Origin of the sequence: Rhodoferax sp. (assembly GCF_023700745.1) — a bacterium.
GTDB lineage: Bacteria > Pseudomonadota > Gammaproteobacteria > Burkholderiales > Burkholderiaceae_C > Rhodoferax.
Map to the genome: position 1 here is coordinate 78031 of NZ_JAMPYG010000005.1, position 26745 is coordinate 104775.

The following is a 26745-nucleotide window of genomic DNA, read 5'->3' on the forward strand; positions in this document are numbered from 1 at the left end:
GACCATCGGCGCCCTCCATCACACCATGCGAGCGTCTCAACTCACGCCCAAACAGGTGGCGCAGAAAATCGCCCTGAGTTATGCCACCTTTGCCGCGTTATGGATCGTCTTTTCTGACCATGTCCTGGGCTGGCTGGTCACTGACCCGGCCGATATCGTCAGATTCAGCACCTTCAAGGGGGGTGTCTTTGTACTGGTGACCACCACCTGGCTGTTTGTCTTGAGCCGGCGCTGGCTGCAAAAATCAACCCGGGCGTTGCTGCACGAACAACACACCATCGCCCAGTTGGCCCGGCGCACGCAGACGCTGCTGGACCTGCCCGTTGCCGCCGAAACCATGGACGAGTCCAGCTTCATGCAACAGGGTCTGAACGCCGCCGAACAACTCACCGGCAGCCAGATTGGCTTTATCCACTTTGTCAACGAAGACCAGGAAAGCCTTGAAATGGCGACGTGGTCCGGTGGCTCGCTGACCCATTACGGCAGCGCTGCCTTTGACAGCCATTACCCCATCCATCAGGCCGGCATCTGGGCCGATGCGCTGCGCCAGCGGCGCGCGGTGGTGTTCAACGACTACCCCCATGCCGGCGACCCATACGGCCTGCCCGAAGGACACGCCCCTTTGCACCGGCTGATCAGCGTGCCCGTGATGGAGGGTGGCCTGGTACGTATGATGGTCAGTGTGGGCAACAAGCCAGCGCCCTACAGCGACACCGATACCGAAACGGTGCGTCTGGTCGCCGAGGCCATCTGGCGCATCGTGCGCCAACGTCGCGCCGATACCGCTTTGCAACGTAGCGAAGCCCTTTACAAAACCATGTTTGACAACAATCCACTGCCGATGTGGGTTTACGAGTTGCAAACGCTGGCGTTTATGGCGGTGAACGACGCGGCAGTGGCGCACTATGGCTACAACCGCACAGAATTTCTGGCCATGACACTGCGTGACATTCGGCCAGCAGAAGATGTGCCGCGAATGCTTGACAACATTGCGCCGGACCGCAAAGCGGGTGAACACTGGCGGCACCGGCACAAAAACGGCGACATTCGACTGGTAGAAATTACCTCGAACCCCCTCACTTTTATGGATCGTGCGGCAAAACTGGTACTTGCCTATGACATCACCGAGCGCGAAAAAACACTTGAACAATTGCGCAAGTTGTCACAGGCCGTGGCGCAAAGCCCCGAGAGCATCGTCATCACCAATCTGAATGCCGAAATTGAATACGTCAACGAGGCGTTTGAGCACATCACCGGTTATCTGGCGCACGAAGTGATCGGTCAAAACCCGAAAATTTTGCAATCTGGCAAAACGCCCAAACGCACCTACGAGGATCTTTGGGCGGCCATGACACAAGGCCGCATGTGGAAAGGCGAGTTTTACAACAAGCGCAAGGACGGCAGCGAATACATTGAATTTGCCATCATCACCCCGCTGCGCCAGGAAGATGGCCGTATCAGCCACTATGTGGCGGTCAAGGAGGACATCACCGAAAAGAAACACATCGGCATCGAGCTTGACGGCTACCGCCATCACCTCGAAGATCTGGTCGCGCAGCGGACCCAGGAACTCACCGCAGCACACCAGGAAGCGAACGCGGCGAACCAGGCCAAAAGTGCCTTTCTGGCCAACATGAGCCATGAAATCCGCACCCCCATGAACGCCATCATGGGTTTGAACCACCTGCTGCGCAGCGACTGCGCCAGCCCGGCACAACTGGACAAACTCAACAAAATCGACAGCGCCTGCCGCCATCTGTTGAACATCATCAACGATGTGCTGGACATTTCCAAAATTGAAGCCGGAAAAATCACGCTGGAGCAGCAACTGTTCCAGATCACCGAGGTGGTCGGCAACGTGCAAACCCTGATTGAACCCGACGCACTGGCCAAAGGTTTGAACTTGCAGATCGGCGGAGACGCCTTGGCACTGTGGGTGCAGGCCGACGCCACCCGGCTGCGTCAGGCGCTGCTCAACCTGGCCAGCAATGCGATCAAGTTCACCCCCAAAGGGGGCGTCAGCATCGACGTCTCCAAAGTGGAACAGCAAGGTGAACAAGCCACCTTGCGCTTTCAAGTGAATGACACCGGCATTGGCATGGATGAAGAGACCATGCAGCGGCTGTTCAGGAATTTCGAGCAGGGTGACGCCTCCACCACCCGGCGCTATGGGGGTACCGGTTTGGGGCTGGCCATCACCCGCAGCCTGGCGCAACTCATGGGGGGTGACGCCGGAGCGAGCAGCGTGCCGGGCCAGGGCAGCACGTTCTGGTTCACCGCCAGGGTCACACTCAGCCACAGTCCGCAGCACCTGCTCCCGCAGCCACTGACCACGGATTCCGGGCAACAACTGCTGGCCCGGCACCGCGGTCAGCGTGTGTTAGTGGTCGATGACAACCGCTTGAACCTGGAGGTGGCACAAGAGCTGCTCAGCCACGTCGGCCTGCAGGTGCGCACCGCCAGCGATGGTCAGCAGGCGCTGGCACAGGTCTGCGAATCAGATGAAACCTATGACCTGGTCCTGATGGACCTGCAAATGCCGCTGATGGACGGTTTTCAGGCCACCCGTGCCCTGCGCGCCTTGCCCCAGTGGCAAAACCTGCCCATCATTGCCTTGTCGGGCAGCGCCTTTGCGCCCGACCGGTTGGCCGCCCGCGAGGCGGGCATGAACGACTTCATCAGCAAGCCGATCGAGCCTGAAACCCTGTACACGACCCTGCTGACCTGGCTGCCAGGCCCCGGCAGTGGCAGCACCGACACGACCGGTGATGGCGCATCTGTCAAACTGCCTCCAGAGGTTCAGAACCCGCCAGTCATGCCCGATGCGGGTCTGATGCAACAGGTGTTGACGCAGCTTGAAGACTTGCTGCGCCACAGCGATGCAGCGGCCTTGCACCTGTTCCAGCAACACAACAAGGAACTGGCGCTGGTACTGGGCGAAGACTTCAGCCCGCTGGCAAGCCAATTGCAGCAATTCGCTTTTGACGAAGCCTGTCAAACCCTGCGGCAAAGAGGCCGATCAGGCCCGACTTGATGTTACAACTCACAGGTTTCAAATTTCCCATCACTTTATGCCACTCACGCCACCTGACACTCTGCCCGAACAATCGCCCAGCCACCTTCAATGGCAGGAGAACGGGCTGCCATGCAGTGCCCGCTGGCGCTCGGAACGCGGCCTGATGCCAGCGCAACGCGTGCTGCTGGCCGATGACACCATACCGGCTGACAGCGCCTTCCGAGCCGCCTGCGAAGGCACTGCCCTGCTCTGGCGCGGCGACTTTCAAAACGCACGCCACCTGCTGCAGGCCATGGCCCGCCGGGCTGATCAGGTGTCACCCGGCAAACGCCAAAAAATGACGCAACCCGCGACTTTGCTTGATGCCCTGAACCAGCATCGCCAGGCGCAGGCGCGGCGCGCCCGCCTGCTCGGCATGCTGCTGATCGAGGTGAATGCCGACTACAGCATCAGCTTGCGCCGGGCCCCGGACACCAAGGAGGCATTGACCGAAGCCTGGGGTGCACCCGACCTGGACGGTGCCAAATCGGTGGTGTCACTGCGCGAGCTGCTGGGCATTCGCAGCGCCCATGAATGGCAACGCGTCGGGGTGGAAATCCCGGCGCTTGGGACACCGCCGCACAACCGCATTCACCCGCATTACGGCGTTTTTTCACCAGTTCGGGGGGAATACCTCCAGTTGGTGGCCACCGCCCATTTGCCCAAGCCGCCCAAGGGCCAAAACCAGCTCACCGCCTTCGACATCGGCACCGGCACCGGGGTACTGGCCGCCGTGCTGGCACGCCGTGGTGTGGGCCAGATTGTGGCCACCGACACCGACCCGCGTGCGCTGGCCTGTGCCCGCAGCAACATCGCGCAACTCGGACTGGAACAACAGGTGAGCGTGGTCCAGGCTGACCTGTTTCCCGCTGGGCTGGCCTCTTTGATAGTCTGCAACCCACCCTGGCTGCCGCTGCGACCGGGATCGCCGCTGGAGCGCGCGGTGTACGATGAAGAGGGGCGCATGTTGCTTGGTTTTCTGCAGGGCTTGTGCGCCCACCTGGCGGCCAAGGGTGAGGCTTGGCTGATTTTGTCGAATCTGGCCGAACTGCTGGGCCTGCGCACCCGTGACGAATTGCTGGCCGAGTTTGAGCGCAATGGCTTGCGCGTAGTAAGCCGTATCGACGCCAAGCCGCTGCACCCCAAAGCCAGCGATGCCAGTGACCCACTGCACCAGGCGCGCGCCAAAGAGGTCACCTCGCTGTGGCGACTGGCGGCCCTGCCGGTAGCCACAGCCTGAGGCCACCCGCATGAAGCTGCTCTTGATCAAGGATGACGTTGCACTGCACGCATGGTGGGCGACCGGGTGCAGGTCTTGGTCAGAATAAAAGTCCGGCTGGCATCCGCAGTCCCAGTACCTTGTCCATCAACAGCTGGAAACTGCCCACAATGAGCAAGGCCGTCACGGCATACAGGACCAGTTCACGGACACTGGGCCGCTCAAACGATGCGATTGCAGTCAGAACCCCAAAGGCCACCAGACTGGTGACAAAAAAGCCAATGGAAGGCAGTAACAACGCCCAGAGCGCCATCGCCACGATCAGTGCCAAACGCCTCGGCGTCGACGGCTTGACCTCGTCAGGTACTTCGGTTTTCCTGGGCGCCTTTGGTCGCCCCACCTGAAAAGCAAACAGCATCACCGACAGCAAAACCAATGCCGCTGACAAGGTGCCGGGGAAAACCGATCCCATCGACGACATGTCTTTGGTCTGCACATAGGCCATCACACCCATAACCACAAACAGCACGCCAAAAAGCATGGCGGGAACGTCCCGGTACTTTGCCTGCACCGCAGACTTCACCACAGTGTCGGTGGCCTCAACCACGCCGGCTTTGCGACGGCGGCTGAACAAACCGGCAAGCAAGGGGTAAAACAGCGTCAGCAAGGAAAACGCAATGATGCCCATGCTGATCGGTCGTCCGAAAAACATGGCTGCGAGCGAATTGGTGGCGTTGCCAATCATGTAGGACTGCACGAACCCCTGCTCGGCGATTTGCCCCAGCACCAGCCCCAGCACAATGGGCGACGGTGCGAAGCCGTAGCGCTGCAGTACCCAAGCCAGCACGCCCAGCACAAACATCATCTGCATGTCGTGCGCATTGCTGTGGATGGCAAAGCTGCCCAAAATGGTCAGAAAAGCCACCGTGGGAACCAGCAGAGACTTGGGAATGCGGACAATGGATTTGTAGGCGTAACGGCCCAGCAGCAAACCCACCGGCAGCATCAGGATGGTGGCAATCAGCAAGCCGAACATGAAGGTGTAGACCACATCACCTTGTTCATTGAACAGGCTGGGGCCAATCTTGAGACCCTGCACCAGCAGCGCGCCCAGAATGATGGCGTCGGGTGGCGTACCAGGAATACCCAGCACCAGGGTTGGAATAAAACCGCCACCCACCGTCGCATTATTGGAAGATTCGGTCGCAAGGACACCGTTCGGCTCACCCCTGCCAAAGCGTTCCGGGTGTTTTGACGCACGACGCGCCTCGGAGTAAGCGATCAGGCCGGCAATGGAGCCACCCGCCCCGGGCAGGATGCCGACGACTGTGCCAATCAACGAGCTCCGGATCATGTTGAACTTGCTTGACCAACTGATGCGTAGCGCCTCGGGCAAGCGGTAACCTCGTGTGTCCTCCAGCACCGACAGGTGCGGTGCCCTGGTGGCGACCAGATCAATCACAACAGGGACGCAATACAAGCCGATCAAAGCCGAAGTGATGTCAATACCGCCCAGCAATATCTGGGAATCCATCGTGTAGCGCACATCACCGCCAACCACGGCCACGCCAATGGTGGACATCAGCAGGCCCAGACAGGCGCCGATCAGACCCTTGACGGTGTTGCCCACCGAGAGCGCCGAAATCAGGGTCAGCCCGAAGATCGCCAGCCAGAAATACTCGGTCGGACCAAAAGCCAGCGCCACATTGGCCAGCGGAGGTGCCAGCAGAATCAGCGTCAGCGCGCCAACGAGGCCACCAAACACCGAGGCTATCGTGGCCAGTGTGACCGCCAGACCGCCATCCCCCCGCTTGGCCATCGGGTAACCATCAAAGGTGGTGGCGATCGACGAGGGCGTGCCCGGGGTATTGACCAGAATGGCAGCAAAGGCACCGCCGTAGATGGCCCCGGTGTAGATCGCCCCCAGGGCGATCAAGCCCGATGCCGGCGCCATGGCGAAGGTAAATGGCACCAGAATGGCCACGGCCATGGTCGCCGACAGGCCCGGCAAGGCCCCGATGATGGTGCCCAGCGTCACCCCGGCCAATGCCAATACCAAATTGAAGAGCGTCAGGGCATCGATCAGGTAGCTGAGGATTTCCATGGCAGCGTCTCTCTTCGATTACTGCTTTTTGATGCCGAGTTTTTCAGCCAGCGCAGCGTATTCCTTTTTCTTCTCGGTCATGAACTTGGGCATGTCCTTGTAGGTGATGTCGGTCAGAACAAAGCCGCCGTCTTCCATTTTCTTTTTGAATGTGGGTTCGGCATTGATGCTGCTGATGATGTCGGACACCTTTTGGCGCACCGCCTCAGGCGTTGACTTGGGCACCGACAGGCCACGGTAAGCACCGCCGACCAGGTCAAAACCCAGCTCACGGAAAGTGGGCACATCCGGGAAGGCGGGCATGCGCTTCTCTGACGCAACAGCCAGCATGCGCATCTTGTCGGCATGGGCAATGGCAGAAGGGGCGTAATTGAAGCCGGCGACGGTTTGCTTGCCCAGAATGGCCGTGACGGCCGGGCCGGTGCCACTGAACGGAATGTAGGTGGTCTTGATGCCGGCAAGTTCATCAAAGCGCACCTGCGCCAGGTTGTTCGACGAGTTCGAACCGGAGCCGCTGAAAGTCACCATGCCGGGTGATTTTTTGGCATAGTCGATCAAGTCTTTGAGCGTCTTGAACTGGCTGTCCTTGTGCACAAAAATGGCGTCGGGCGTGTAGTGAAAGTAGTGCACCGGCGTCAGGTCATCTGTTTTGTAACCGACGTCTTTTTGCATCGGCTGCAGCACGGTGTGTGGCAGGTTGATGCCCATGATGGTGTAGCCGTCGCCCGGCATGGTGTTGAGCTGCGACCAGGCCTGCGCACCACCAGCACCTGCCACGTACTGAATGACGATATCAACACCGGCAATTTGCTTGAAGACCGACTGCTGGAATCGTGCCGAAATATCAGACTCACCACCCGCGTTGAAGGGAAGAATGTAGTTGATCGACTTGCTGGGGTAACTCTGAGCGGCAGCGCCTGTGGCGTAGACCAGGCTGACGGCCAGGGTGCTGCCGAGCAAGGCGGTTGAGAGCAGTTTTTGAATGTTGAATTTGCGCATGGTTGTCTCCAGTTCTATGAATTTCGAAAAAGTCTGACTCAAACGGTTAGTGGGGGAAAGAATGCAGTCGGTCGTCCAGTGGGCTGTCTCCTTTGCTTCAAGCGGGCTGGCGCTGTGATTGGGCTGCCAGCATGTCACACACGGCCTGCGTAACCTGAGCCGTGGTGGCCTTGCCGCCCAGGTCGCCCGTGTGCAGGGCCGGGTTGGCCGTGACCTGCTTGATGGCCTGCATGAGGCGTTGGGCAGCAGCGCGTTCACCCAGGTGCTCCAGCAACATCACACAGCTCCAGAAGGTGCCGACCGGATTGGCCAGGCCCTTGCCCATGATATCGAAGGCCGAGCCGTGGATCGGTTCGAACATCGACGGATAACGGCGCTCGGGGTCGATATTGCCCGTGGGGGCAATGCCCAGGCTGCCCGCCAGGGCAGCCGCCAGATCACTGAGGATGTCGGCGTGCAGGTTGGTGGCGACCAGCGTATCGAGGGTGGCGGGACGGTTCACCATGCGCGCGGTGGCCGCATCCACCAGCTCCTTGTCCCAGCGCACATCGGGAAACTCTTTGGCAACCTGGACCGCAATCTCGTCCCACATCACCATGGCATGGCGTTGCGCGTTCGACTTGGTCACCACGGTCAGCAACTTGCGCGGGCGGGACTGCGCCAGCCTGAAGGCAAAACGCATGATGCGCTCGACCCCCGCGCGGGTCATCATCGACACATCGGTGGCGGCTTCGATCGGTTGGCCCTGGTGCACCCGCCCGCCGACACCCGAATACTCGCCTTCGGAGTTCTCGCGCACGATCACCCAGTCCAGGTCTTCGGCTTTGCAGCGTTTCAACGGGCCATCAATGCCGGGCAGGATGCGGGTGGGCCGCACGTTGGCATACTGGTCAAAACCCTGGCAAATCTTGAGGCGCAAGCCCCACAAGGTGATGTGGTCGGGAATGTGCGGGTCGCCCGCCGAGCCAAACAGGATGGCATCCTTGTGGCGCAACGCATCCAGGCCATGGGCCGGCATCATTTCGCCGTGCGCGCGATACCAGTCGCCGCCCCAGCCGAAATGCTCGAAGTCAAACCTGAAGGTGCTGCCTGAACCGGCCAGCGCTTCCAGCACGGTCTGGCCAGCAGGCACCACTTCCTTGCCAATGCCGTCACCGGGAATACAGGCAATCTTGTAGGTCTTCATGAAGTCTCCTGTTGATTCATATGAGGTACAGGTCAAATATACCCACTGCTCATTTTTATGGATCAGATTAAAGTGACATCATTGTTTACTTTGAATTAACAATTTCATCAGACCGAGAGCGCTTGCATGTGCGCGTAGAGATCGGCCTTGGCCTCAAAGCCGATGCCGGGCAGATCAGGCAGGGTCACATGGCCATCAAGCACCTTGACGCCATCCGGGAAACCGCCAAAAGGCTGGAACAGGTCGGGGTAAGACTCGTTGCCACCCAGGCCCAGACCGGCAGCGATGTTCAGCGACATCTGGTGACCGCCGTGCGGGATGCAGCGGCTGGCAGACCAGCCGTGCTCCTTCAGCATGTCCAGCGTGCGCAGGTATTCAACCAGACCGTAGCTCAGAGCGCAGTCAAACTGCAGCCAGTCCCGGTCCGGGCGCATGCCGCCGTAACGGATCAGGTTGCGTGCGTCCTGCATCGAGAACAGGTTTTCGCCCGTGGCCATCGGATTTTTGTAGTAACTGCGCAGCGTGGCCTGGAGCTCGAAGTCAAGCGGGTCGCCCGCTTCCTCGTACCAGAACAGATCGTATTGCGACAGCGCCTTGGCGTACCGGATGGCGGTGTCCAGGTCGAAGCGGCCATTGGCATCCACACACAGCCTCTGGCCGTCCTGCAACACGCTCAGAATCGCGTCGATGCGGCGCAGGTCTTCGTCCAGCGACGCCCCGCCGATCTTCTTCTTGACCACGGTGTAGCCGCGGTCGATGTAGCTGCGCATCTCATCTTTCAGCTTGCCGTGGTCCTGGCCAGGGTAGTAGTAGCCACCGGCAGCATAAACAAAGATTTTGCGGTTCGGTTTGCCGTCGCCATAACGGTCGGCCAGCAACTGGAACAGCGGTTTGCCCGCGATCTTGGCCACCGCGTCCCACACCGCCATGTCGATGGTGCCGATGGCGACCGAGCGTTCACCGTGGCCACCGGGCTTTTCGTTGGTGAACATGGTGTCCCAGATCTTGTGCGGGTCAAGATTGTTGCCGCTGTCATCCATCAGCGCCTCGGGGCTGGCTTCCAGGATGCGCGGAATGAAGCGCTCCCGCATCAGTTTGCCCTGGCCATAACGACCGTTGGAATTGAAACCATAGCCCACCACCGGTTTGCCATCACGGATCACGTCGGTGATCACGGCCACCAGACTCAGCGTCATCTTGCTGAAGTCGATGTAGGCGTTGCGGATGGGGGAACTGATCGGCAGGGTGATCTCTCTGATGTCGGTGATTTTCATGAAGGCTCCGTGGATGGGAACGCTATGATCGCCAGAACCCTTCGATTTGACCAATGCTGTTTTTCTTCTCTTCAATGCTTTCAAAGCACCGGGCATGAACCTCTCGTGGCTTGACGACTTTCTGGCGCTGGCCGCAACCGGCAACTTCTCGCGCGCCGCAGAGGACCGCCACATGACGCAGCCTGCGTTCGGCCGTCGTGTACGGGCGCTGGAAGAGTGGCTTGGAACCGAACTTTTTGACCGGAGTTCACAACCTGTGCGGCTGACAGCGACGGGCGAGTGGTTTCACCGCGTGGCCCATGACCTCCTGGCGCAGGTGGCGCGCGTTCCCGGAGAAGCGCGTGCCGTTGCCGAAGCCAGTTCAAATCGCCTCCGGTTTGCAGCCACACATGCTTTGTCGTTCACCTTCATGCCCGGCTGGTTGCGCAGTCTTGAAGCGCACACGACGGGGGCAAGGATACAGCTGGAGTCCGACATGCTGCAACGCTGCGAGGCACTGATTGCGCAGGGCAAGGTGCAATTCGTCGTCTGCCATGTGCATGCGCAGGCGCCGGGACGATTGCATGCAGAGGCTTACCCGTCGGTGCAAATCGGCAGTGACATGCTGATTCCTGTGTCCGCAGCGGGTACCAACGGACGGCCGCTTCACCTGCTGGAGTCGGGGGCTTCTCCGGTGTCGCTGCTGACCTACAGTACCGAGTCCGGACTCGGGCGGATATTGCATGAGACCCGTCACAGTGCCCTGGAGAAAATTGCCAGGCAAACTCCTTTTACCGCCCATCTTGCATCGGTGTTGAAGACCATGGTGCTCGACGGGCGTGGCATCGCCTGGTTACCCAAAAGTCTCATTGCCGACGATCTGGCTGCCAGCCGGCTGGTGCCGGCGGCCTCCGATGCCTGGTTTGTCGATCTGGAAATCAGGCTTTACCGTGATCGCGCATCCATGGGACAGGCTGCCGAAGCGCTTTGGCAAGTGGTGCGCCAAACTGGCTATTCCGTTCCCGGGGAAGTCGTGGCAAAGGCCTCACCGAGGTAGCTGACAAATGCCTTGACGCGGGTCGCCGTCTGGAGCCGCTGGGGGTAAATGGCGTAGATATCGGCAGACGGTGTCTGCCAGTTTTCGAGTACCCGCTTGAGGCGCCCGCTGTGCAGGTGTTTGGCAATGTCCCATTCCGACCGCATCAAAATACCGTGACCATCCAGCGCCCAGTTCAGGGCCGTTTCGCCATCGTTGCTGCTGAGCGTTCCCCGCACCTTGATGGTTTGGCTTTGCTGGCCGGAACTCAGGTGCCAAATGCCATAGGCCTCGTCACCTTGACGAATGCCAATGCAGTCATGCTGCGCCAGTTCAGATGGATTGCGCGGTGTCCCGCGTTGGGCCAGATAAGCCGGTGACGCGCATAAAAGCCGGCGATTGTTGGCAATTCGCTTGGCAATGACCCGCGCATCGGGGGGCTCGCCAAAGCGGATGCAAACATCAAAAGCATCGACGGTCAACGCTGGCGGGTTGACCGTCAGTTGCAACTGCACCTGAACTTCAGGGTAACGTTTGACAAAACGAGAGATCAGCGGCGAAATGTGATTGCGACCAAAGCCCAGCGTCGCGTTCACGCGCAACAAGCCCTTGGGCGCGGCGATGGCGCTGCCGATGAGCTGTTCCATGTCGTCGATCTCGACCAGTATCCGGCGGGCATGCTCCAGGTACAACTCGCCCTCGGCGGTGAGGCTGACCCGCCGGGTCGTGCGGTTCAGCAGCTGCGCGCCGAGCCGGGCCTCCATCTGGTTCAAGCGCTTGCTCACCGCCGGCGTCGTGATGTTAAGCTCTCGTGCCGCCGCCGAGAAGCTGCCAAGCCGCGCCAGCAAGCTGAAGAAAGCCATCTCGGATGGCGCTGTGGTAGGTGATGACATTGTTGATTCAAAGTAAACAATGCTGTCACTTTAACTTGATCCATAAACCGTAGCAATGGGTAAATTACGGTTCGATCTCACAACCTTTCAGGAAACTTCATGAAGACCTACAAAATTGCTTGCATCGCCGGTGACGGCATTGGCAAGGAAGTCATGCCCGAGGGCCTGCGTGCCTTGCAAGCGGCCGACCAGCGCTTCAAACTGGGGCTGGAATTTACCCATTTCAACTGGGCTCACTGCGACTATTACCTGGCGCACGGCAAGATGATGCCTGACGACTGGAAGCAGCAGCTGTCCGGTTTCGACGCCATTTATTTCGGTGCGGTCGGCTGGCCCGCCACGGTGCCCGACCATGTCTCGCTGTGGGGCTCGCTGCTGAAGTTCCGGCGCGAATTTGACCAGTACATCAACCTGCGCCCGGTGCGACTCTTTGAAGGCGTACCCTGCCCACTGGCGGGTCGCAAAGCCGGCGACATCGACTACTTGGTGGTGCGCGAGAACACCGAGGGTGAGTACACCTCGCTGGGCGGCATCATGTACGAGGGTACCGAGCGCGAAATCGTCATCCAGGAGTCGGTCTATTCGCGCCACGGCGCAGACCGGCTGCTGAAATATGCCTTTGAGCTGGCCCAGAGCCGCCCACGCAAGCACCTCACGCTGGCCACCAAATCCAACGGCATCGCCATCAGCATGCCCTGGTGGAACAGCCGTGCCGATGCGGTGGGTAGCGGCTACCCCGAAGTGACCGTGGACAAGCAGCACATCGACATCCTGAGCGCACGCTTCGTGTTGCAGCCCGGCCGCTTTGACGTGGTGGCGGCCACCAACCTGTTTGGCGACATCCTGTCGGACCTGGGGCCGGCCACCACCGGCACCATCGGCCTGGCACCGTCAGCCAACCTCAACCCGGAGCGTGTGTTTCCGTCGCTGTTCGAACCCGTGCATGGCTCGGCACCCGACATCTACGGCAAGAACATTGCCAACCCGGTGGCCATGATCTGGTCCGGCGCGCTGATGCTGGACTTTCTGGGCGCTGGGCAAGGCGTGATGCGCGAGGCGCACGACGCCATCGTCCAGGCGATCGAGACTGTCTTGAAACAGGGTCCACGCACGCCTGACCTGGGTGGGGATGCTTCAACGACGGCAATGGGTGAGGCCCTGGCGGCGCAAATTGCCCGTTGACCGCCATATTGACCGGCACAAAAAAACCACCCTCGGGTGGTTTTTTTGCTTTCAAGGCTTATGCCGCTCAGGCAAAGTTGGCTTCGGCAAAGCGCCAGTTCACCAGATTGCCCAGGAAGGTTTCCACATACTTGGGGCGCAGGTTGCGGTAGTCGATGTAGTAGGCGTGCTCCCACACGTCAACGGTCAGCAGGGCTTTGTCGGCCGTGGTCAGCGGGGTGCCGGCGGCACCCATGTTGACGATGTCGACCGAACCGTCAGGCTTTTTCACCAGCCAGGTCCAGCCGGAGCCAAAGTTGCCCACGGCGCTCTTGACGAAGGCTTCCTTGAACGCGGCGTAAGAACCCCACTTGGCAGTGATGGCTGCTGCCAGGGCACCGGTAGGTTCACCGCCGCCGTTGGGGGTCATGCAGTTCCAGAAGAAGGTGTGGTTCCAGATCTGGGCGGCGTTGTTGTAAATGCCGGCGCTGGATTTTTTGACGATGGACTCAAGGTCCATGCTTTCAAATTCGGTGCCCTTTTGCAGGTTGTTGAGGTTGACCACATAAGCGTTGTGGTGCTTGCCATAGTGGTACTCCAGGGTTTCCTGTGAGTAATGGGGTGCCAGGGCATCCATCGCAAAAGGCAGGGCGGGCAAAGTGTGTTCCATGTGATCCTCGGTATTGAGTTGCAAAAATGAAATTGTAAAAACTTTCAGTGTCTAGCTTACACGACTCTCAAATCAACCGTGCCGTCAACAAGGGTAGCCTTGACAGCCATACCCGGCGCGGTCTGCCGGCAACTGGCAAGGGTGTTGCCCTGATCATCTGACAGCATGGCGTAACCGCGTGCCAATACCAGATGCGGGTCCAGCAGATTCAGCCGCAGGCTGGAGCGCTCCAGCCGCTGCGCTTGCTGTTGCCAGGCGCGCTGCAGGGCGGTCGGCAATTGGGCTGCGATACGCTGCTGATGCTGCTCTTTTTGCTGCAAAAAATGCCGTGCCGCACTTTGCAGGCCATGGGCGCTGGCCGCCAGCCGCAGGCGCTGGCTGGCCAGATGCCCGGACGGGCGACCCAGGCGCGCCACGGCCCGGTCCAGCCGCTGGCCCTGCCGGTCAAGCTGGCGCAGTACCGCATCACCCAGGCGCCGCTGTGCCAGGTCCAGCGCGCCCAGCCAGGCCTCGCGCGGTTGAGCCACCAGCTCGGCGGCAGCGGTGGGTGTGGGGGCGCGCAAGTCTGCACAGAAGTCGGCAATGGTGAAGTCGGTCTCGTGGCCGACGCCACAAATGATCGGCACCGGGCTTTGCACGATCAACCGGGCCAGCGCTTCATCATTGAAAGCCCACAGGTCTTCCAGGGCGCCACCGCCACGCACCAGCAAGATCACGTCAATCGGAACACGCTTCAATTGGTATAACTGTGTCAGCGCGGCCATCAACTCGGCCGGGGCATTGGCGCCCTGCACCGAGGCCGGCGCCAGCACCACCGGAATGTGCGGCACGCGCCTCTGCAAGGCGGTGACCACATCGTGCAGCGCCGCAGCCCCAAGCGAAGTCACCAGGCCGATGGCCCGCGGCATCACCGGCAGCGCCCGCTTGCGTGCGGGGTCAAACAAGCCCTGCGCTTCCAGCCGGTCCTTGAGCTTGAGAAACTCCTCAAACAAACTGCCCTGGCCGGCGCGGCACATGCCTTCCACGATCAATTGCAGGTCACCGCGCGGCTCATAGACACCCAGGCGCCCCTGCACTTCCACCAATTCGCCATCACGCGGCGCAAAGTCCAGGCTGCCAGCCGCACGCTTGAACATGGCGCAACGCAACTGCCCGGAAGCATCCTTGAGCGAAAAATAGCAATGACCGCTGGCCGCGCGTGAAAACCCGGACAACTCACCGCGCACGGTCACCGGATTGAAGCGCGCCTGCAGCGCATCGGCAATGGCACGGCACAGCGCGCCGACCGACCAGACGGTGCCGGAAACCGGCTGAAAAGACGCCGCCGGGCTCATGCCAAACCACCTGCCGCTAGCAATGCGATAGCTAATTGCCCACAGTTGCGCGCTTTGCCCGAAAACTTAAAAAAGCTAGCAGCTATTTGTGATTCCTCGTAATAAATCATTGATTTCATTAAGTTTTTTACTGATTAATTTGTCATCAAAGTAACACAAACCAAGCGCAGAGCCATTTAGAGACGTTTATCAGGGTATTTACTCACAAAGTTATCCACAGAAATTGTGAGCTATTCACAAGGACGCCTGAAAAAATTGATCCAGCTCATGCAAACCCTGAAAACGGGCCACACTTTTGACCACATGGGCGATTTGACCATGCACTCAAAATCATGGCGGGATTCTCACAGCTTGGGCAGCACCTCGGCCACAGCGCAGGTGGCAATGTCCATGAGTTTGGCATGTCGCGGTTCGTTGCTCGACAACAGTGAGGTCACCTGGGCGTAGGAGTTGTTGACAAACACCTTGCCCTCGGGCGTGTCCCGCTCCACGCCGTAGCGGATTTTTGAGCGTTCGGTGTTGGACAGTTTGCTGATCAATCCCTTGGTAGCCCAGATCTTGCCAAAACGTGCCAGATCAGACAAGCGTCCGCAAATATTGATGGTTTCACCCAGCACCACCAATTCAAAGTTGGTATTGGTCTTGAATGTGCCGAGCCATTCCTCACCCTCGCTCAAACCGATATTCATGTACAACTGGTTGGTCCAGCCCTTGCGTACCTTCCAGTCATGGCTGATGCCCTGCATGGTTTCGCGCACCTTGTTGGCACACAGCACGGCGTTCATCAGGTAATTGCGGTCGGGCTGCGGAAAGAAGTAATAGACCATGCCGTCGCCCGTGTGCTTGCCATAGGCGCCGTAATACTCCCGGAAGATCGGATCGAGCGTGGACCAGATCTGGTTGATCAGCTGAAAGTAATCCTCGGGCGGCAACTCGGAACAAATACGCACCGAGTTTTGCAGGTCGGCCACCATCACCGCCAGCGGGGTCAACACCGGCAGACGCTGGCTCAGCAAACTGCGGATGAAGGTGTCGCGCCGTGATATCGATTTCAACAGCTGATCCACGTCCTGCTTGTCGGGCACATAGACAATCAACACACCTTCGCGAAACCCCAGGGCCAGGACCTGGCAGGGACCGACGTCAGGATCAGGATGCATCAGCCCAACAATGTGCTGGATCCGGTTGTCGGGCTCGGGACATTGGTCGTAACAGGTCATCAGCCAGTGCCGCTGCGCATCAGGCAGGTCGCCCAGATTCTGGCTGAAGGTCTGGCGCGGCAAACGGCTTTTGATCAGGCCCAGATGGGCATTGAACAGGTTGGACTGCTCCGGCGCGGGCAGATCGGCCGCCCAGTCAAGCAGGGTCGGCACGATCGAACGATCGACGGCGCGCTCCGGGATCTGGTTGCCGGCAAAGAATTCTTTCTGGGCCAGCGCGTTGAGCCAGATCAGCTGAAACTCGAAGTTGACCATGTAGGCGGCATAGGGAATGTTTTCCACCGAGACCTGGACAGACTCACTGGCCTGGACAGTGGCGCTGCGTTTTTCAACCATCGGGGGCTTGTCAGCCGGTGCGCTGGCGACTGGCGATGGCAGTTGTTGCCGTGGCGGCGGTGGTGCCGTCTGCGTGGCGGGTTCGGGCGCATCGGCCAGCTGGTGCCTGATGTCATCCATGCTGGCACCCTCGCGCTTGAGTTGCTGGATCTGCCGGATGCGTTCCAGCGCCCAATCCGGGAAATAGCCCAGCGTGGTGGGCGCCTCGCCAGGCGCCGCCGCTTGCCGACGCACCTCGGGCCGGGGCAGCAACCCGACCGCAATGTAGTTATTGAGGGTGGCACGCGAGATACCAGTTCCTTCAAGCAGCGCAACGCTAGTTAACATGAGATGGCTCACTGTTTCTTTATTAGACAATTGCAACTATACAGATAGACAGATGAAATGCAAGTGTCCAACATAGACAGTTATTATTTAGACAGTTACTGTTGTCAAGATGCATCAGTTGTCTAATTCATACAGCTGTACAAATCAATGGCGATTGAACCGGCAGTGCTAATTTGTAGGAGGCCCACCGCCGGACCGATAGCTGCTGGAATGCCATAGCGGCGGGGGCGCCGCTCCTACAGGGCGCCTGGTAATTTGTAGGAGGCCCGTCCTCAGGCCGATGGCTTTCTGCCTCAGGCGCGCGGCCGGAAAGCCCTCAGCTGGTCTTCAGGCATGGCATCCAGCACCTCGCAGGCGTAGTCATAACCCTGCTTGGTGATGCTGTCAAAGCGCTGCCACTGCAACATGCCCACGCGCTCCAGCGGCGGGCTGAAGTAGAGGTCGGTCAGCCTGCGTGATTCGCCCTGGCGCGAGTTGCTGTACATGATATTGACATTGAGCAGATAAGCCATGAACGAGGGCAGCTTGTAGCGGCGCTGCTGGCGCGGGCGCAGGCGATCGCGCAACAGCGCCCAGGTGCCCGGTACTTCTTCAAACGTCACGGGCTTGGGCTTGCGCACGCCCAGGTCCATGCCGATCACCTTGCCAACGCCGCGCCGCTTGCGCATGATGCTGACGGGGAAGTTGTTGAAGGTGCCACCGTCAAACAGCAGGTCACCTGCAACCGGGACCGGCGGGAACGCACCGGGGATGGCGGTGCTGGCCAGAAGCGACTGGGTCAGCGGCCCCTCGCTGATCACCTGCTCGCAGGCCTTGGTGTAGTTGCTGGCCACGCAAAAGTAGTTTTTCCAGGTGTCTTCAATGTCCGCCGGGTGACCGAAGATCTGCTCCAGCGCCACCTGCAGAATGCGGCGCATGCGGCGTCCGCGAATCAGCGAAATCAGCGGCAGCAGGTTGAAGTCGCCGGTGGGTTTGTCGGCAAAGGCCGCGCGCGCAATGGGCATCACGCTGGCCAGCGGCTGGTCTGAGGCGACCATGGCCGCCATGATGGCGCCAATGCTGGTGCCGCCGACAAAATCCACCACCAGGCCGCGCTCCAGCAAGGCCTGGTAAAGCCCCAGGTGCGCCAGCCCCTTGGCGCCACCACCGGCAAGCACCAGGCCCACCGCGGTCCGGCTCTGAATGCGCGCCAGCCGCGCCATGTCACTGTCGAGTGCCGGCCGCACGTGCACATGGTCGGCAACAGGCCGGCGCGCCAGCCATTGCCGGGTGCCACTGGGGCAGCGCACGTCAGCCGCGTGCAGCAGCACCAGGATTTGGGCCGCATCACTCTGCCCGCCCCGCTGCATCAGGCAGGCGGCCTCTGAAGCATGCAGCACGGGGGGCTGGCTGGCGTCGGCCAGCAGCAGGATCTCGTCGCTGTGGCGGCTGCAGCGTTGGGTCCAGGCGCTGGCATCGGCATCGCCCACCAGCAGCACAAAATCGTGCGCCAATTCCAGTTGGTCCAGGTACTGGGCGATGCGGCGGTTGGCGGCGTTGTCGGCGTTGTCGGCGTTGTCGGTGACGGCAGTGTGCGTCAGACCAGACTGCTGCAGGGCCGTATCGACACTGGCGGCATCGACCAGGCAGACCTTGCCCATGCGGCCCAACTGGACAGCCAAACGTCGTGCGAAGTCGGCGCCGTCCACCCCTGCCGTGACGGGCAGCAGCGCCATGACCAGCGGCGGCGGCACTGCCGTGCGCGGGCTGGTACTGGTGAGCCGCTTGATCATCTGGCGGGTCAGCGCAATCGACATCTGCGCGCTGCTGGCCAGCAAGCTGGCAAACTCGGACTTGGCCAGGCGCACCAGCACCGAGTTGCGAATGGCCACCACCGTGGCCGTCCGCGGCTCGTCGGTGTACAGGCTCATTTCACCAATCACCTCGCCCCGCCCCATCTCGCGCACCATGTGTTCAGCGCCGTCGTCGCCCAGCACCGAGGCCCGCAGGCGTCCGCTGATCGACAGGTACATGGCGTCGCCTTGTTCGCCCTGGCGCATCAAAGTGTCGCCAGCGGCCAGTTCAACCCACTCAAGGTGGCGCCGCAAAAGCTGCAGGGCCTCGGCATCGACCTCGCCGAGCATGCGTTGCAAATGGTGGATGAGCACCTGCTCGGGGTAGTCGGTCGGCATAGGAATCCAGTCAAGGTTTGGGGGAAACGCCTTAGAACAAGGTGGTCACGCGCACGGTGTCCATGGTGGGTTCGGTACTGACCTGCAGCGAACCATTGCGGGCCAGCCGGATCATCTTGTCGTTGTCGGGTAGGATTTCGGCGAGGAAACCGCGCACACCGCGCGCCTTGGCGTGGCGAACCATGCACGCCTGCAGGCTGGACCCCAGGCCGCAGCCCTGCCAGTCCGGGTGCACCATGAAGGCGGTTTCCGCGAGGTTGGTGGACGGGTCGACAAAATAACAGCCCTGGGCCACGATCTGCGCGTTTTCGCGGCTACCGATGGCCGCGACAAACGCCACCTCGGACTCAAAATTGAGGTTGCACAGGCGCTGCACCTCTTTAGCAGACAGGCCACGCACCTTGCGGAAAAAGCGGGTGTAGACGTCCTGCTCGGGCAAGCAATGAAACAGCGCGCGAATCGCCTCCCCGTCCGACGAGGTGGCCGGACGCAGCAACACCTGCCTTTTGTCGCGCAGCAGCACGCCCTGCTCTTCTTCCACCGGATAGGCCCGCATGTTGTGCAGGGTTTGCCCCGGCGGCAGGTAGCCCAGCGCCTGGGCCTGCGCGAACAGCTCGGCCCGGAACCGGGGATGCGCCACTTCAATCAGCGCCACCGCGCGTTCGCGGATGGACTTGCCAAACAGGTAGGCAATACCGAATTCGGTGATCACGTAGTGCACCGCCGTACGCGGCAGGCTGGCGCCCTCCCCTGGCTGCAGCATGGCCCGGATGCGCGAGGTTTCGCCATCGTCTTCGGTCGAGGTCAGACAAATGATGGGCTTGCCGCCTTCGGACAAGGAAGCCCCTTCGAGAAATTCCATCTGGGCGGCCATGCCGCTGTAGTAATCGCCCTGCAGCTGATCCACGCACACCTGTCCGGTGAGGTCGATGGCGAAGGCCTGGGTAACCGACACCATGCGGTGCTGCGCGGCAATGGTGGCGCTGTGGCAAACCGCCTCGATCGGCTGGAACGAAAACAGCGGGTTGCGGTCGATCAGGTCATACAGCCGGCGCGAACCCATGGCAAAGCTGGTCACGATCTTGCCGACCTGGCGGCTTTTGCGCTTGCCGGTCAGGATGCCGCGCTCCAGCAGCGGAATGATGGCGTCGGTCACCACGTCGGAGTGGATGCCGAGGTCCTTGCGGTCGGCGAGGTATTTGAGCGCTTCGTTGGTGATGCGGCCGAGCCCGATTTGCAGCGTGGAGCCGTCTTCGATGATGCCGCTGATGTAGCGCGCAATCTGCTCCATGGCCTGCTCGGACGCCGGCGGATGCACAAACTCGACGACCGGGGTGTCGACCAGCACCAGATGGTGGATCTGGCTGATATGCAGGGTCGAGTCACCCATGGAACGCGGCATGGCCGGGTTCACTTCGGCAATCACCAGCCGGGCCCTGGCCACGGCAGCGGGGATCACATCCACCGAAATGCCCAGGCTGACATAACCGAACTCGTCGGGCAAGGACACCTGGATCAGCGCGACATCGACCGCAATACGGCCAATCGCCATCAGGCCCGGCACCCGGGCAATCGACATCGGCACATACTCGGCCAGCCCCTGCCTGACGGCAGCGCGCATGTCCTGGCCGACAAAAAAAGTACGGTGCCGGTAGTGGGAGGTGCATTGGCCCTGCGCATCGTGCGGCACCGCATGGTCGGTCAGGAAGTGCACCAGCTCCACGTCCGAGGGCCGCGGTTTGCAGGCTTCCAGCGCCGCCACCAGCGCACGCGGTGTGGCGCAGGCGGTGCCCACAAACACATGATCGCCATCACGCACCTGCAACAGCGCCTGCCCGGCGCTGGTGAGCTTGTCAGCATGTGCTTGCAGGGTGTCCGGCAAGTCGGGTTGTGCCACTTGCGCCGGCCCACCCAGACGGGCACGCAAACCCTTGCCCAGGCGGGACATGAGACTGTCAGCAGGTTGATCCATGGAACATATTGGATAGGCACCCTGGCAAATGGGCTGCAGTTAAAACGGGGGTTGTCTGACCACTGTATCGAATCATCTTACCTGATCCAGGTCAAACAATCATTGCCAGATCACCGGCTGACCGGAGTCTTCCCAGCGGGTGTAATTGGCTGAATAGATGTCTTCGATACGGTTTCTCTTCACCTTGAAGGTGGGCGTCACAATGTCGTTCTCGATGGTCCACGCGGTGCTGGCGACCACCAGGCACTGGAGCTGTTCATGCGGGTCGAGGCTGGCATTGATGGTTTTCAGGTGTTGCCCCAGCGCTGCTTCGACCAGGCCGCGCTTGGCGGGGTCTGCGGCACGCGCCACCGCTTCGGCATTGAGCATCACAATGCCCAGCGGCTGCCCCAGATTGGCCCCGGTCACCACACAGGCCTCCACCAATTCGTGCATCACCAGCTTGTCTTCGATGGGCGCGGGCGCCACGTATTTACCCTTGCTGGTTTTGAACAGATCCTTGACGCGCCCGGTGATGTGCAAGTTACCCTGCGCATCGATGTGACCCTTGTCACCGGTGTGCAGCCAGCCGTCGGCGGTAAAAGCTTCACGGGTCAGTTCAGGCTCTTTGTAGTAGCCTTGCATCACGGCCGGGCTGCGCATCTGAATCTCGCCGGTGGCCGCGTCAATGCGAACATCCACACCGGCATAAGGTGGGCCGACGGTGCCTTCCTGATTTTGGCCAAGCAGCGTGAGGTTGGAGACCGCCAGGTTTTCGGTCATGCCATAACCTTCGTTGATGGGCAGGCCCAGCTTGCGGTACCAGGCCAGCAACGGCACCGGCATAGGCGCGGCACCGCCGGCGGCAAAGCGGCATTGGTCCAGCCCCAGCGCTTTTTTCACCTTGCGGCGTACCAGGCCGCCAATGAGCGGGATGGCCAGCAGCCGGTTGAGCTTGGCGGGTGGTAATTTGTGGTGCACGCCCTGCTGGAACTTGACCCAAAGCCGTGGCACCGAAAAGAAAATGGTCGGCCGCGCACGCTGCAGATCCTTGGCAAAGGTGTCGAGCGATTCGGCAAAGAAAACATGCATGCCGGTGGCCAGCCAGCCATGCTCAACCAGCGCGCGCTCGACCACATGGGCCAGGGGCAGATAGGACAGCATGCGGTCTTCCTGCGTCATCTTCACACTGTCGACACCGCGACCGATGGCCCAGGCGAAATTGCCAAAACTGTGCATCACGCCTTTGGGTTGGCCCGTGGTGCCCGAGGTGTAGATCAGCGTGGCAAGTTCATCAGCATCGCGCACCACCTCACCGTTGAGAGGGGTGTTACGGGCGATGATGGCATCCCAGCCCTCAAAACGCCTGATGGCATCTGCCGGCGAAAGTGGGTAGCTGATGCAGGGCATGTCGGCAGGCAAGCCAGGCATCATGCGCTCCCAGTCATCGAGTTTGCCGACAAAACAGGCCTGTGCTTCGCTGTGCGACAAAATATGCCGCACCGTGCCATGTGCCAACGTGGGGTACAGGGGTACCGACACGTAGCCGGCCATCCAGATCGCCAGATCGCTCATCAACCACCAGGCACAGTTCTTGGACAGAATGGCTACCTTTGAGCCTGGCGCCCAGCCCTGGGCCTGAAGGTGGGTTGCCATGCGCCGGACTTCATCGCCCACTTGAGCCCAGGTGAAGTCCCGGATGACACCGCCGCCCATCGGCTGGGTCAACGCAATCCGATCAGGTGCCGTCCTTTCCCAAAAATACAGGCGTTGCAAAGCCAGCAAATCAGATGAAACCGGGTTCATGGTCGTTGTCTCCGTCGCGGTTGGTGTTGCGCTCCCAATGGAGTTCACTGCGCCCAGTATAGGCAGACCACCTTGATTTGTGAACCCTCCCAACCGTCAAAACCGCCCTACTACCCTTGCAGGGTTTTCTGAAAGAATGCCAGTGTGCGCTGCCAGGCCAATTTGGCACTGGCGGCATCAAGTTCGGGCAGGCGCCTACGGCAAAATTTTGCGCCCCCGCCAAAAAACCGCGCCGGTCAATGGCGCCATGAACGCAGGCATCAAACAGGATTCACACACCCCAAACGACATCCTTGCCCACCTGCGCGCTGGTTCTAAGTAAATCGATGAAGGGCGCTGCACGTTGACGCAACATGATGCTGTCGCCTTCGACTTCAATTTGAAGGCCAGGGTTGGCACGACGACGGGCTTCAACCTCCTCGTGAAGCACAATGGCTGATTCCAGTGCGGCAATGGCGGCAGGAATCTGGGCCACGGTAATGATGCCCTGCGCTGAGGGCTCTTTGCCAATAATGGTGAGCATTTGCTCCCCATTGGACTGGAGCATGATGACGTCTGCGGCAGCTTGGGACTTGAATTTATAGATCATGATGATCGCTCCAAAAGTTGATTTGTGTGAACCCTGCTATTCATTATGTTACGCAGGTTAGACCACGTTGGCGGCTTCTTGATTGATAAAAATCAGTGCCACTGCCGTGCGCCACTTCCGCAGCCCTGCCCGGTGCAGGCGGCAGCGCGGTCTACGCTACCGCGAAGCCGATCGATGCGACAAAAATGTCAGATTCAGCAGAAATGCGTCAGCGCAGTTGACAAAAATGATCAGATCCAGATGTTTGGATCGATCAAATTCATCTAAAAACTTCAATTATTGATAACAAAGCACTTGGCACAATAACTGCTTTAATTGCTGTCTCGTTCCGTTGTTTCATTTTTTAAGGAGTTCCTCATGAAACGTTCCATGCGTACAGTACAAAAGGGTTTTACCCTGATCGAGTTGATGATCGTTGTGGCGATCATTGGTATTCTGGCTGCCGTGGCGCTGCCGGCTTATCAGGATTACACGGTGAAGTCCAAAGTCTCCGAGGCTGTGAGCTTGTCTTCGCCGGCACGGACGTCTTTGGGTGTTGCCTGCAGTGAAGCCACATTGGCCTCCGGTATTACTCATGCGTCATTAGGTCTGCCTGATGCAGCGGACATTAAAGGAAAATACACAAAGCAAGTACTCGCTGCGGCTACATCAGCTTCTGAAGCGACGGTGACCATTCAAATGTTAGCTATTGGTAGCGCGATAACTGACGGACAAGACATTGTTTATAAGGGAACTTGTGGTGTGGCGGGTATGACTTGGGAGATTGACGCAGGAGCTTCTGAAGTAGCCGACAAGTACCTGCCCAAGGTTTGATGCGATTGACTGAAGCCTGATTTGATTCCCCACTGCTGACTTCCTTGTGTGGGGTCAGTGTAGAGAATTCCGACATAAGGCACCCCTTTGAGGGTGCCTTTTTTTGTGCGTCAATACTTAAGAATGGCTTGAGCTGATGAAAACCGATAAGCCGATCATGTCATCTTTTTGGCTGGTTGCATGGTCATGCACGCTAGCCCTGGGCTGGTTACTCCCAAACCATTATCACCCTTGGTTATCTTTTCATTCTGACGCATGGGTCGCGCTGTCGGCGTCATTGGCTTCGTTCGCTGTCATTTGGCGTGCACGTCAACCTCTTGCATGGCATCGCATCACCATCCTGGTTGCGCTGCTGCTGTGTCTGATCTGGCTACAACATTTTCTCGGCCTGATACCCATCATGGGGAGCGCCTGGATATCGTCGGCATATTTGATTGGCCTATTGCTGGCGATGCTGACGAGTGCGCATTGGGAAGCACGTTCCCCAGCCCAGCTTGGTGATGGGCTGTTCCTGGCGATTGGCATCGCCGCCTTGGTGTCGGTGAGTTTGCAGATGCAACAAATGTTGCAATTGGTGGGTCTCACCTCGGTGTCGTCGCTCGGGCCGCAACTCCAGCAATCTCTGCAACTCGATGGACTGGGCCTCTGGATCATGGGCAGTAACACAGATCGCCCACACGCCAACCTGGGCCAGCCCAATCAGTTAGCCACCTTGTTGTTATGGGGGGTGCTGGCTGCCGCATGGGGCCTTATAAGAAAACGCATCGGCGGCACGATCGCGCTGCTCATGATGCTATTTCTTTTGTTGGGTATCGCTTTGACCAGCTCGCGCACCGCCTGGGTTGGGGTGGCTTTGTTGGTTGGAGCGGCGTGGTGGTGGCGACAGTTGTGGCGCAACGCACGCTGGCCCTGGGTCGCCACGGGCTTGGGCTTGTATTTTGTCGTTTGTGTTGTGGGCGTGAACTGGATGCGCCAAATATGGCTGGGCACGTCACAGATGGATATTGACCATTTGATTCGGCTCAGTGGTGAAATTCGTCCACTTGCGTGGTCGATTTTTCTGGATGCGGCCTGGCAGCGGCCATGGTTCGGCTACGGCTGGAACCAGACTGCGCTGGCGCAAATGGCAGTGGCAAGTGAGCATCCACCGTTGCATGTTGTGTTTACTTATGGGCACAACCTGTTTCTTGATCTGGTGCTGTGGTGCGGCGTTCCGCTGGGTTTGCTGATATCGGCTTCGCTGATCGGGTGGTTCTGGAAACGGCTTCGCGCGATTCAGAGCGCGGAAAATGCCGTGCTTTGGCTTGTTTTACTGGTCGTGGCTAACCACGCCATGTTCGAGTTGCCTTTGTACTATGCCTATTTTTTGCTGCCCGCCGGTTTGGTGATGGGGTCGTTGCATACGCGACTGGGTGTGTCGCCCATTGTGTCGATGGGACGCAGGGCTTTTCTGGCACTGTGGTTTGCAATGACGACACTTTTGGCACTCATCATTCGTGATTACACCCGTGTCGAGCCAAGCTATCAGACCCTGCGTCTGGAGTGGTCGCGCATCAAAATGACCTTGCCGGTAGGGCCGCCAGACGTATTGCTCTTGACCCAGTGGCATGACTACATCAAGTATGCAAGGATCGAACCCACAGCGGGTTTGAGTGCTGCAGAATTGAATTGGATGCGCAACGTCACAGGCTTGTACCCCAACCCCATTCTCATGCACAAATTTGCAATCACTTTGGCGCTGAACCAACGTCCCGATGAAGCCCGGTTATGGCTGAAAACGCTGTGCAAGGTGGCACCTGACTCCGAATGTCTTATTGCAGAGAAGTTATGGGCCAGACAGTCTTTAAAGTATCCCGAAATCGCCGCAATTCCCTGGCCAATCAAGAAAACCGATCTCGCCCCTTAACTCCCCGTGCACGAGCCATGCGCAATCTCCGTGGCCGAGGGTCTCGTCAGCCAATTAATAGGAAGTCGCTGACCGCGCCGCCTGATCGTAGCGCCCTGAAATGATGCGCAGCAGTTCAGAGAATTCACCAAGCTGGCGGTTTTCCTCTGCTGTTCCGGAAAAGCCCGGCATGAGGCACGCCTCCCGCACTTCCCGGTAGCGCATGCACAACGCGGCACCCGCCTCGGTGGTGGAGAAGAACACCTCTTTGCCCTTCTTCTGGCTGCGCACATAGCCTGCATTCACCAGCTTCTTGAGCGAGTAAGACACCACATGCGTGTCTTCAATATTCAGCACGAAGCAAATATCCGCCAGGCGCTTTTCCATGCCGCGGTGGTTGGTGTGGTGCAGTACCAGCACATCGATGCTCGCCATGTCCTTCACCCCTGCGGCGCCCATGCAGCGGGTGATCCACCGGTTGAACGCATGGGTGGCAATGATGAGTCCAAACTCGAATTCGGATAGTTCTGGCGACTTTTCAGACACCAAATGCGCAGACGTCACGATCCGTTGCGGACCGCTGGTCTTCACAGGATCGGAGGAGGATTTTTGCATCATTGTTTACATCAGTTCTTGAAAAACATACCATGGAAGGGCTATCGGACCGTTATTTCATGATAACAACATTGGCAATTCGGGTAAACGATGATGTCATAACGTAGATAAATTGTTAACAT

Annotated in this window: 19 protein-coding genes; 6 read left to right on the forward strand and 13 right to left on the reverse strand. The window is 59.5% G+C overall.

Annotation, left to right across the window (positions count from 1 at the left end; genetic code table 11):
• Window positions 1-25 precede the first annotated feature (25 nt).
• Together NDJ10_RS06445 and NDJ10_RS06450 are read left to right on the forward strand one after the other, a co-directional pair.
• On the forward strand, window positions 26-3034 hold the full coding sequence (locus NDJ10_RS06445) for a PAS domain S-box protein (protein ID WP_296160385.1): 3009 nt from the start codon (window positions 26-28) through the stop codon (window positions 3032-3034).
• Window positions 3035-3071: 37 nt separating this feature from the next.
• Window positions 3072-4295 carry a class I SAM-dependent methyltransferase gene (locus tag NDJ10_RS06450; protein ID WP_296160386.1) on the forward strand — a complete coding sequence of 408 codons (1224 nt, stop codon included), beginning with the start codon at window positions 3072-3074 and terminating at the stop codon, window positions 4293-4295.
• 79 nt (window positions 4296-4374) lie between these two features.
• On the opposite strand, the gene NDJ10_RS06455 is transcribed toward NDJ10_RS06450, so the two are convergent.
• The 4 genes from NDJ10_RS06455 to NDJ10_RS06470 form a co-directional block, all read right to left on the reverse strand.
• Window positions 4375-6378 (reverse strand): tripartite tricarboxylate transporter permease, encoded by a 2004-nt coding sequence (locus NDJ10_RS06455; protein WP_296160388.1) that lies wholly within the window; start codon window positions 6376-6378, stop codon window positions 4375-4377.
• Window positions 6379-6396: 18 nt separating this feature from the next.
• Complete coding sequence (locus NDJ10_RS06460; RefSeq protein ID WP_296160389.1) at window positions 6397-7377, reverse strand: tripartite tricarboxylate transporter substrate binding protein; 981 nt, start codon at window positions 7375-7377, stop codon at window positions 6397-6399.
• 97 nt (window positions 7378-7474) lie between these two features.
• A complete protein-coding gene (locus tag NDJ10_RS06465; protein WP_296160390.1) occupies window positions 7475-8563 on the reverse strand; it encodes a tartrate dehydrogenase in 1089 nt (362 codons plus the stop codon).
• 107 nt (window positions 8564-8670) lie between these two features.
• The gene (locus NDJ10_RS06470; RefSeq protein ID WP_296160391.1) at window positions 8671-9837 is read right to left on the reverse strand and encodes a mandelate racemase/muconate lactonizing enzyme family protein; all 1167 of its coding nucleotides are present in this window, start codon (window positions 9835-9837) and stop codon (window positions 8671-8673) included.
• 94 nt (window positions 9838-9931) lie between these two features.
• On the opposite strand from NDJ10_RS06470, the gene NDJ10_RS06475 reads away from it, so the two are divergent.
• Window positions 9932-10873, forward strand: coding sequence for a LysR family transcriptional regulator (locus NDJ10_RS06475; protein WP_296160392.1), 942 nt, complete (start codon window positions 9932-9934; stop codon window positions 10871-10873).
• On the opposite strand, the gene NDJ10_RS06480 is transcribed toward NDJ10_RS06475, so the two are convergent.
• Window positions 10828-11745, reverse strand: coding sequence for a LysR substrate-binding domain-containing protein (locus NDJ10_RS06480; protein ID WP_296160394.1), 918 nt, complete (start codon window positions 11743-11745; stop codon window positions 10828-10830). The genes NDJ10_RS06475 and NDJ10_RS06480 overlap by 46 nt on opposite strands.
• A 99-nt stretch (window positions 11746-11844) precedes the next feature.
• Between NDJ10_RS06480 and NDJ10_RS06485 the strand changes: the two genes are divergently transcribed.
• Entirely contained in the window at window positions 11845-12927 is a 1083-nt protein-coding gene (locus tag NDJ10_RS06485) for a tartrate dehydrogenase (protein ID WP_296160395.1), read from the forward strand.
• Between the two features lie 67 nt (window positions 12928-12994).
• Here NDJ10_RS06485 and NDJ10_RS06490 read toward each other — a convergent pair whose 3' ends face one another.
• From NDJ10_RS06490 to NDJ10_RS06520, 7 genes are all read right to left on the reverse strand, one after another.
• Window positions 12995-13576 (reverse strand): Fe-Mn family superoxide dismutase, encoded by a 582-nt coding sequence (locus tag NDJ10_RS06490; protein ID WP_296160396.1) that lies wholly within the window; start codon window positions 13574-13576, stop codon window positions 12995-12997.
• Between the two features lie 56 nt (window positions 13577-13632).
• On the reverse strand, window positions 13633-14910 hold the full coding sequence (gene xseA, locus NDJ10_RS06495) for an exodeoxyribonuclease VII large subunit (protein ID WP_296160397.1): 1278 nt from the start codon (window positions 14908-14910) through the stop codon (window positions 13633-13635).
• A 344-nt stretch (window positions 14911-15254) separates the two neighbouring features.
• A complete protein-coding gene (locus NDJ10_RS06500; protein ID WP_296160398.1) occupies window positions 15255-16793 on the reverse strand; it encodes an adenylate/guanylate cyclase domain-containing protein in 1539 nt (512 codons plus the stop codon).
• Window positions 16794-17086: 293 nt separating this feature from the next.
• Entirely contained in the window at window positions 17087-18964 is a 1878-nt protein-coding gene (locus NDJ10_RS06505; protein ID WP_296160399.1) for a patatin-like phospholipase family protein, read from the reverse strand.
• 31 nt (window positions 18965-18995) lie between these two features.
• Window positions 18996-20936, reverse strand: a complete 1941-nt coding sequence (locus NDJ10_RS06510; protein WP_296160400.1) for a GNAT family N-acetyltransferase — start codon at window positions 20934-20936, stop codon at window positions 18996-18998.
• A 99-nt stretch (window positions 20937-21035) separates the two neighbouring features.
• The gene (locus tag NDJ10_RS06515; protein ID WP_296160402.1) at window positions 21036-22721 is read right to left on the reverse strand and encodes an AMP-binding protein; all 1686 of its coding nucleotides are present in this window, start codon (window positions 22719-22721) and stop codon (window positions 21036-21038) included.
• A 271-nt stretch (window positions 22722-22992) separates the two neighbouring features.
• Window positions 22993-23310 (reverse strand): DUF1840 domain-containing protein, encoded by a 318-nt coding sequence (locus NDJ10_RS06520; RefSeq protein WP_296160403.1) that lies wholly within the window; start codon window positions 23308-23310, stop codon window positions 22993-22995.
• Between the two features lie 357 nt (window positions 23311-23667).
• Between NDJ10_RS06520 and NDJ10_RS06525 the strand changes: the two genes are divergently transcribed.
• Both NDJ10_RS06525 and NDJ10_RS06530 read left to right on the forward strand, forming a co-directional pair.
• Window positions 23668-24123: a pilin gene (locus NDJ10_RS06525; protein WP_296160404.1), complete on the forward strand. Its 456-nt coding sequence runs from the start codon at window positions 23668-23670 to the stop codon at window positions 24121-24123.
• Window positions 24124-24259: 136 nt separating this feature from the next.
• The gene (locus tag NDJ10_RS06530; protein WP_296160405.1) at window positions 24260-26029 is read left to right on the forward strand and encodes an O-antigen ligase family protein; all 1770 of its coding nucleotides are present in this window, start codon (window positions 24260-24262) and stop codon (window positions 26027-26029) included.
• Between the two features lie 54 nt (window positions 26030-26083).
• Here the strand turns inward: NDJ10_RS06530 and NDJ10_RS06535 are convergent, their stop codons facing one another.
• Entirely contained in the window at window positions 26084-26623 is a 540-nt protein-coding gene (locus NDJ10_RS06535; protein ID WP_296160406.1) for a winged helix DNA-binding protein, read from the reverse strand.
• Between the last annotated feature and the right edge of the window lie 122 nt (window positions 26624-26745).

What these genes read in the sequence shown, in the direction of transcription:
- NDJ10_RS06460 (WP_296160389.1), bottom strand. Translation starts at nt 7,377, where the DNA reads ATGCGCAAATTCAACATTCAAAAACTGCTCTCAACCGCCTTGCTCGGC.
- NDJ10_RS06490 (WP_296160396.1), bottom strand. Translation starts at nt 13,576, where the DNA reads ATGGAACACACTTTGCCCGCCCTGCCTTTTGCGATGGATGCCCTGGCA.
- NDJ10_RS06515 (WP_296160402.1), bottom strand. Translation starts at nt 22,721, where the DNA reads ATGAACCCGGTTTCATCTGATTTGCTGGCTTTGCAACGCCTGTATTTT.
- NDJ10_RS06535 (WP_296160406.1), bottom strand. Translation starts at nt 26,623, where the DNA reads ATGCAAAAATCCTCCTCCGATCCTGTGAAGACCAGCGGTCCGCAACGG.
- NDJ10_RS06470 (WP_296160391.1), bottom strand. Translation starts at nt 9,837, where the DNA reads ATGAAAATCACCGACATCAGAGAGATCACCCTGCCGATCAGTTCCCCC.
- NDJ10_RS06475 (WP_296160392.1), top strand. Translation starts at nt 9,932, where the DNA reads ATGAACCTCTCGTGGCTTGACGACTTTCTGGCGCTGGCCGCAACCGGC.
- NDJ10_RS06520 (WP_296160403.1), bottom strand. Translation starts at nt 23,310, where the DNA reads ATGATCTATAAATTCAAGTCCCAAGCTGCCGCAGACGTCATCATGCTC.
- NDJ10_RS06485 (WP_296160395.1), top strand. Translation starts at nt 11,845, where the DNA reads ATGAAGACCTACAAAATTGCTTGCATCGCCGGTGACGGCATTGGCAAG.
- NDJ10_RS06530 (WP_296160405.1), top strand. Translation starts at nt 24,260, where the DNA reads ATGAAAACCGATAAGCCGATCATGTCATCTTTTTGGCTGGTTGCATGG.
- NDJ10_RS06510 (WP_296160400.1), bottom strand. Translation starts at nt 20,936, where the DNA reads ATGGATCAACCTGCTGACAGTCTCATGTCCCGCCTGGGCAAGGGTTTG.
- NDJ10_RS06450 (WP_296160386.1), top strand. Translation starts at nt 3,072, where the DNA reads ATGCCACTCACGCCACCTGACACTCTGCCCGAACAATCGCCCAGCCAC.
- NDJ10_RS06465 (WP_296160390.1), bottom strand. Translation starts at nt 8,563, where the DNA reads ATGAAGACCTACAAGATTGCCTGTATTCCCGGTGACGGCATTGGCAAG.
- NDJ10_RS06500 (WP_296160398.1), bottom strand. Translation starts at nt 16,793, where the DNA reads ATGTTAACTAGCGTTGCGCTGCTTGAAGGAACTGGTATCTCGCGTGCC.
- NDJ10_RS06525 (WP_296160404.1), top strand. Translation starts at nt 23,668, where the DNA reads ATGAAACGTTCCATGCGTACAGTACAAAAGGGTTTTACCCTGATCGAG.
- NDJ10_RS06455 (WP_296160388.1), bottom strand. Translation starts at nt 6,378, where the DNA reads ATGGAAATCCTCAGCTACCTGATCGATGCCCTGACGCTCTTCAATTTG.
- NDJ10_RS06505 (WP_296160399.1), bottom strand. Translation starts at nt 18,964, where the DNA reads ATGCCGACCGACTACCCCGAGCAGGTGCTCATCCACCATTTGCAACGC.
- NDJ10_RS06445 (WP_296160385.1), top strand. Translation starts at nt 26, where the DNA reads ATGCGAGCGTCTCAACTCACGCCCAAACAGGTGGCGCAGAAAATCGCC.
- NDJ10_RS06480 (WP_296160394.1), bottom strand. Translation starts at nt 11,745, where the DNA reads ATGTCATCACCTACCACAGCGCCATCCGAGATGGCTTTCTTCAGCTTG.
- xseA (WP_296160397.1), bottom strand. Translation starts at nt 14,910, where the DNA reads ATGAGCCCGGCGGCGTCTTTTCAGCCGGTTTCCGGCACCGTCTGGTCG.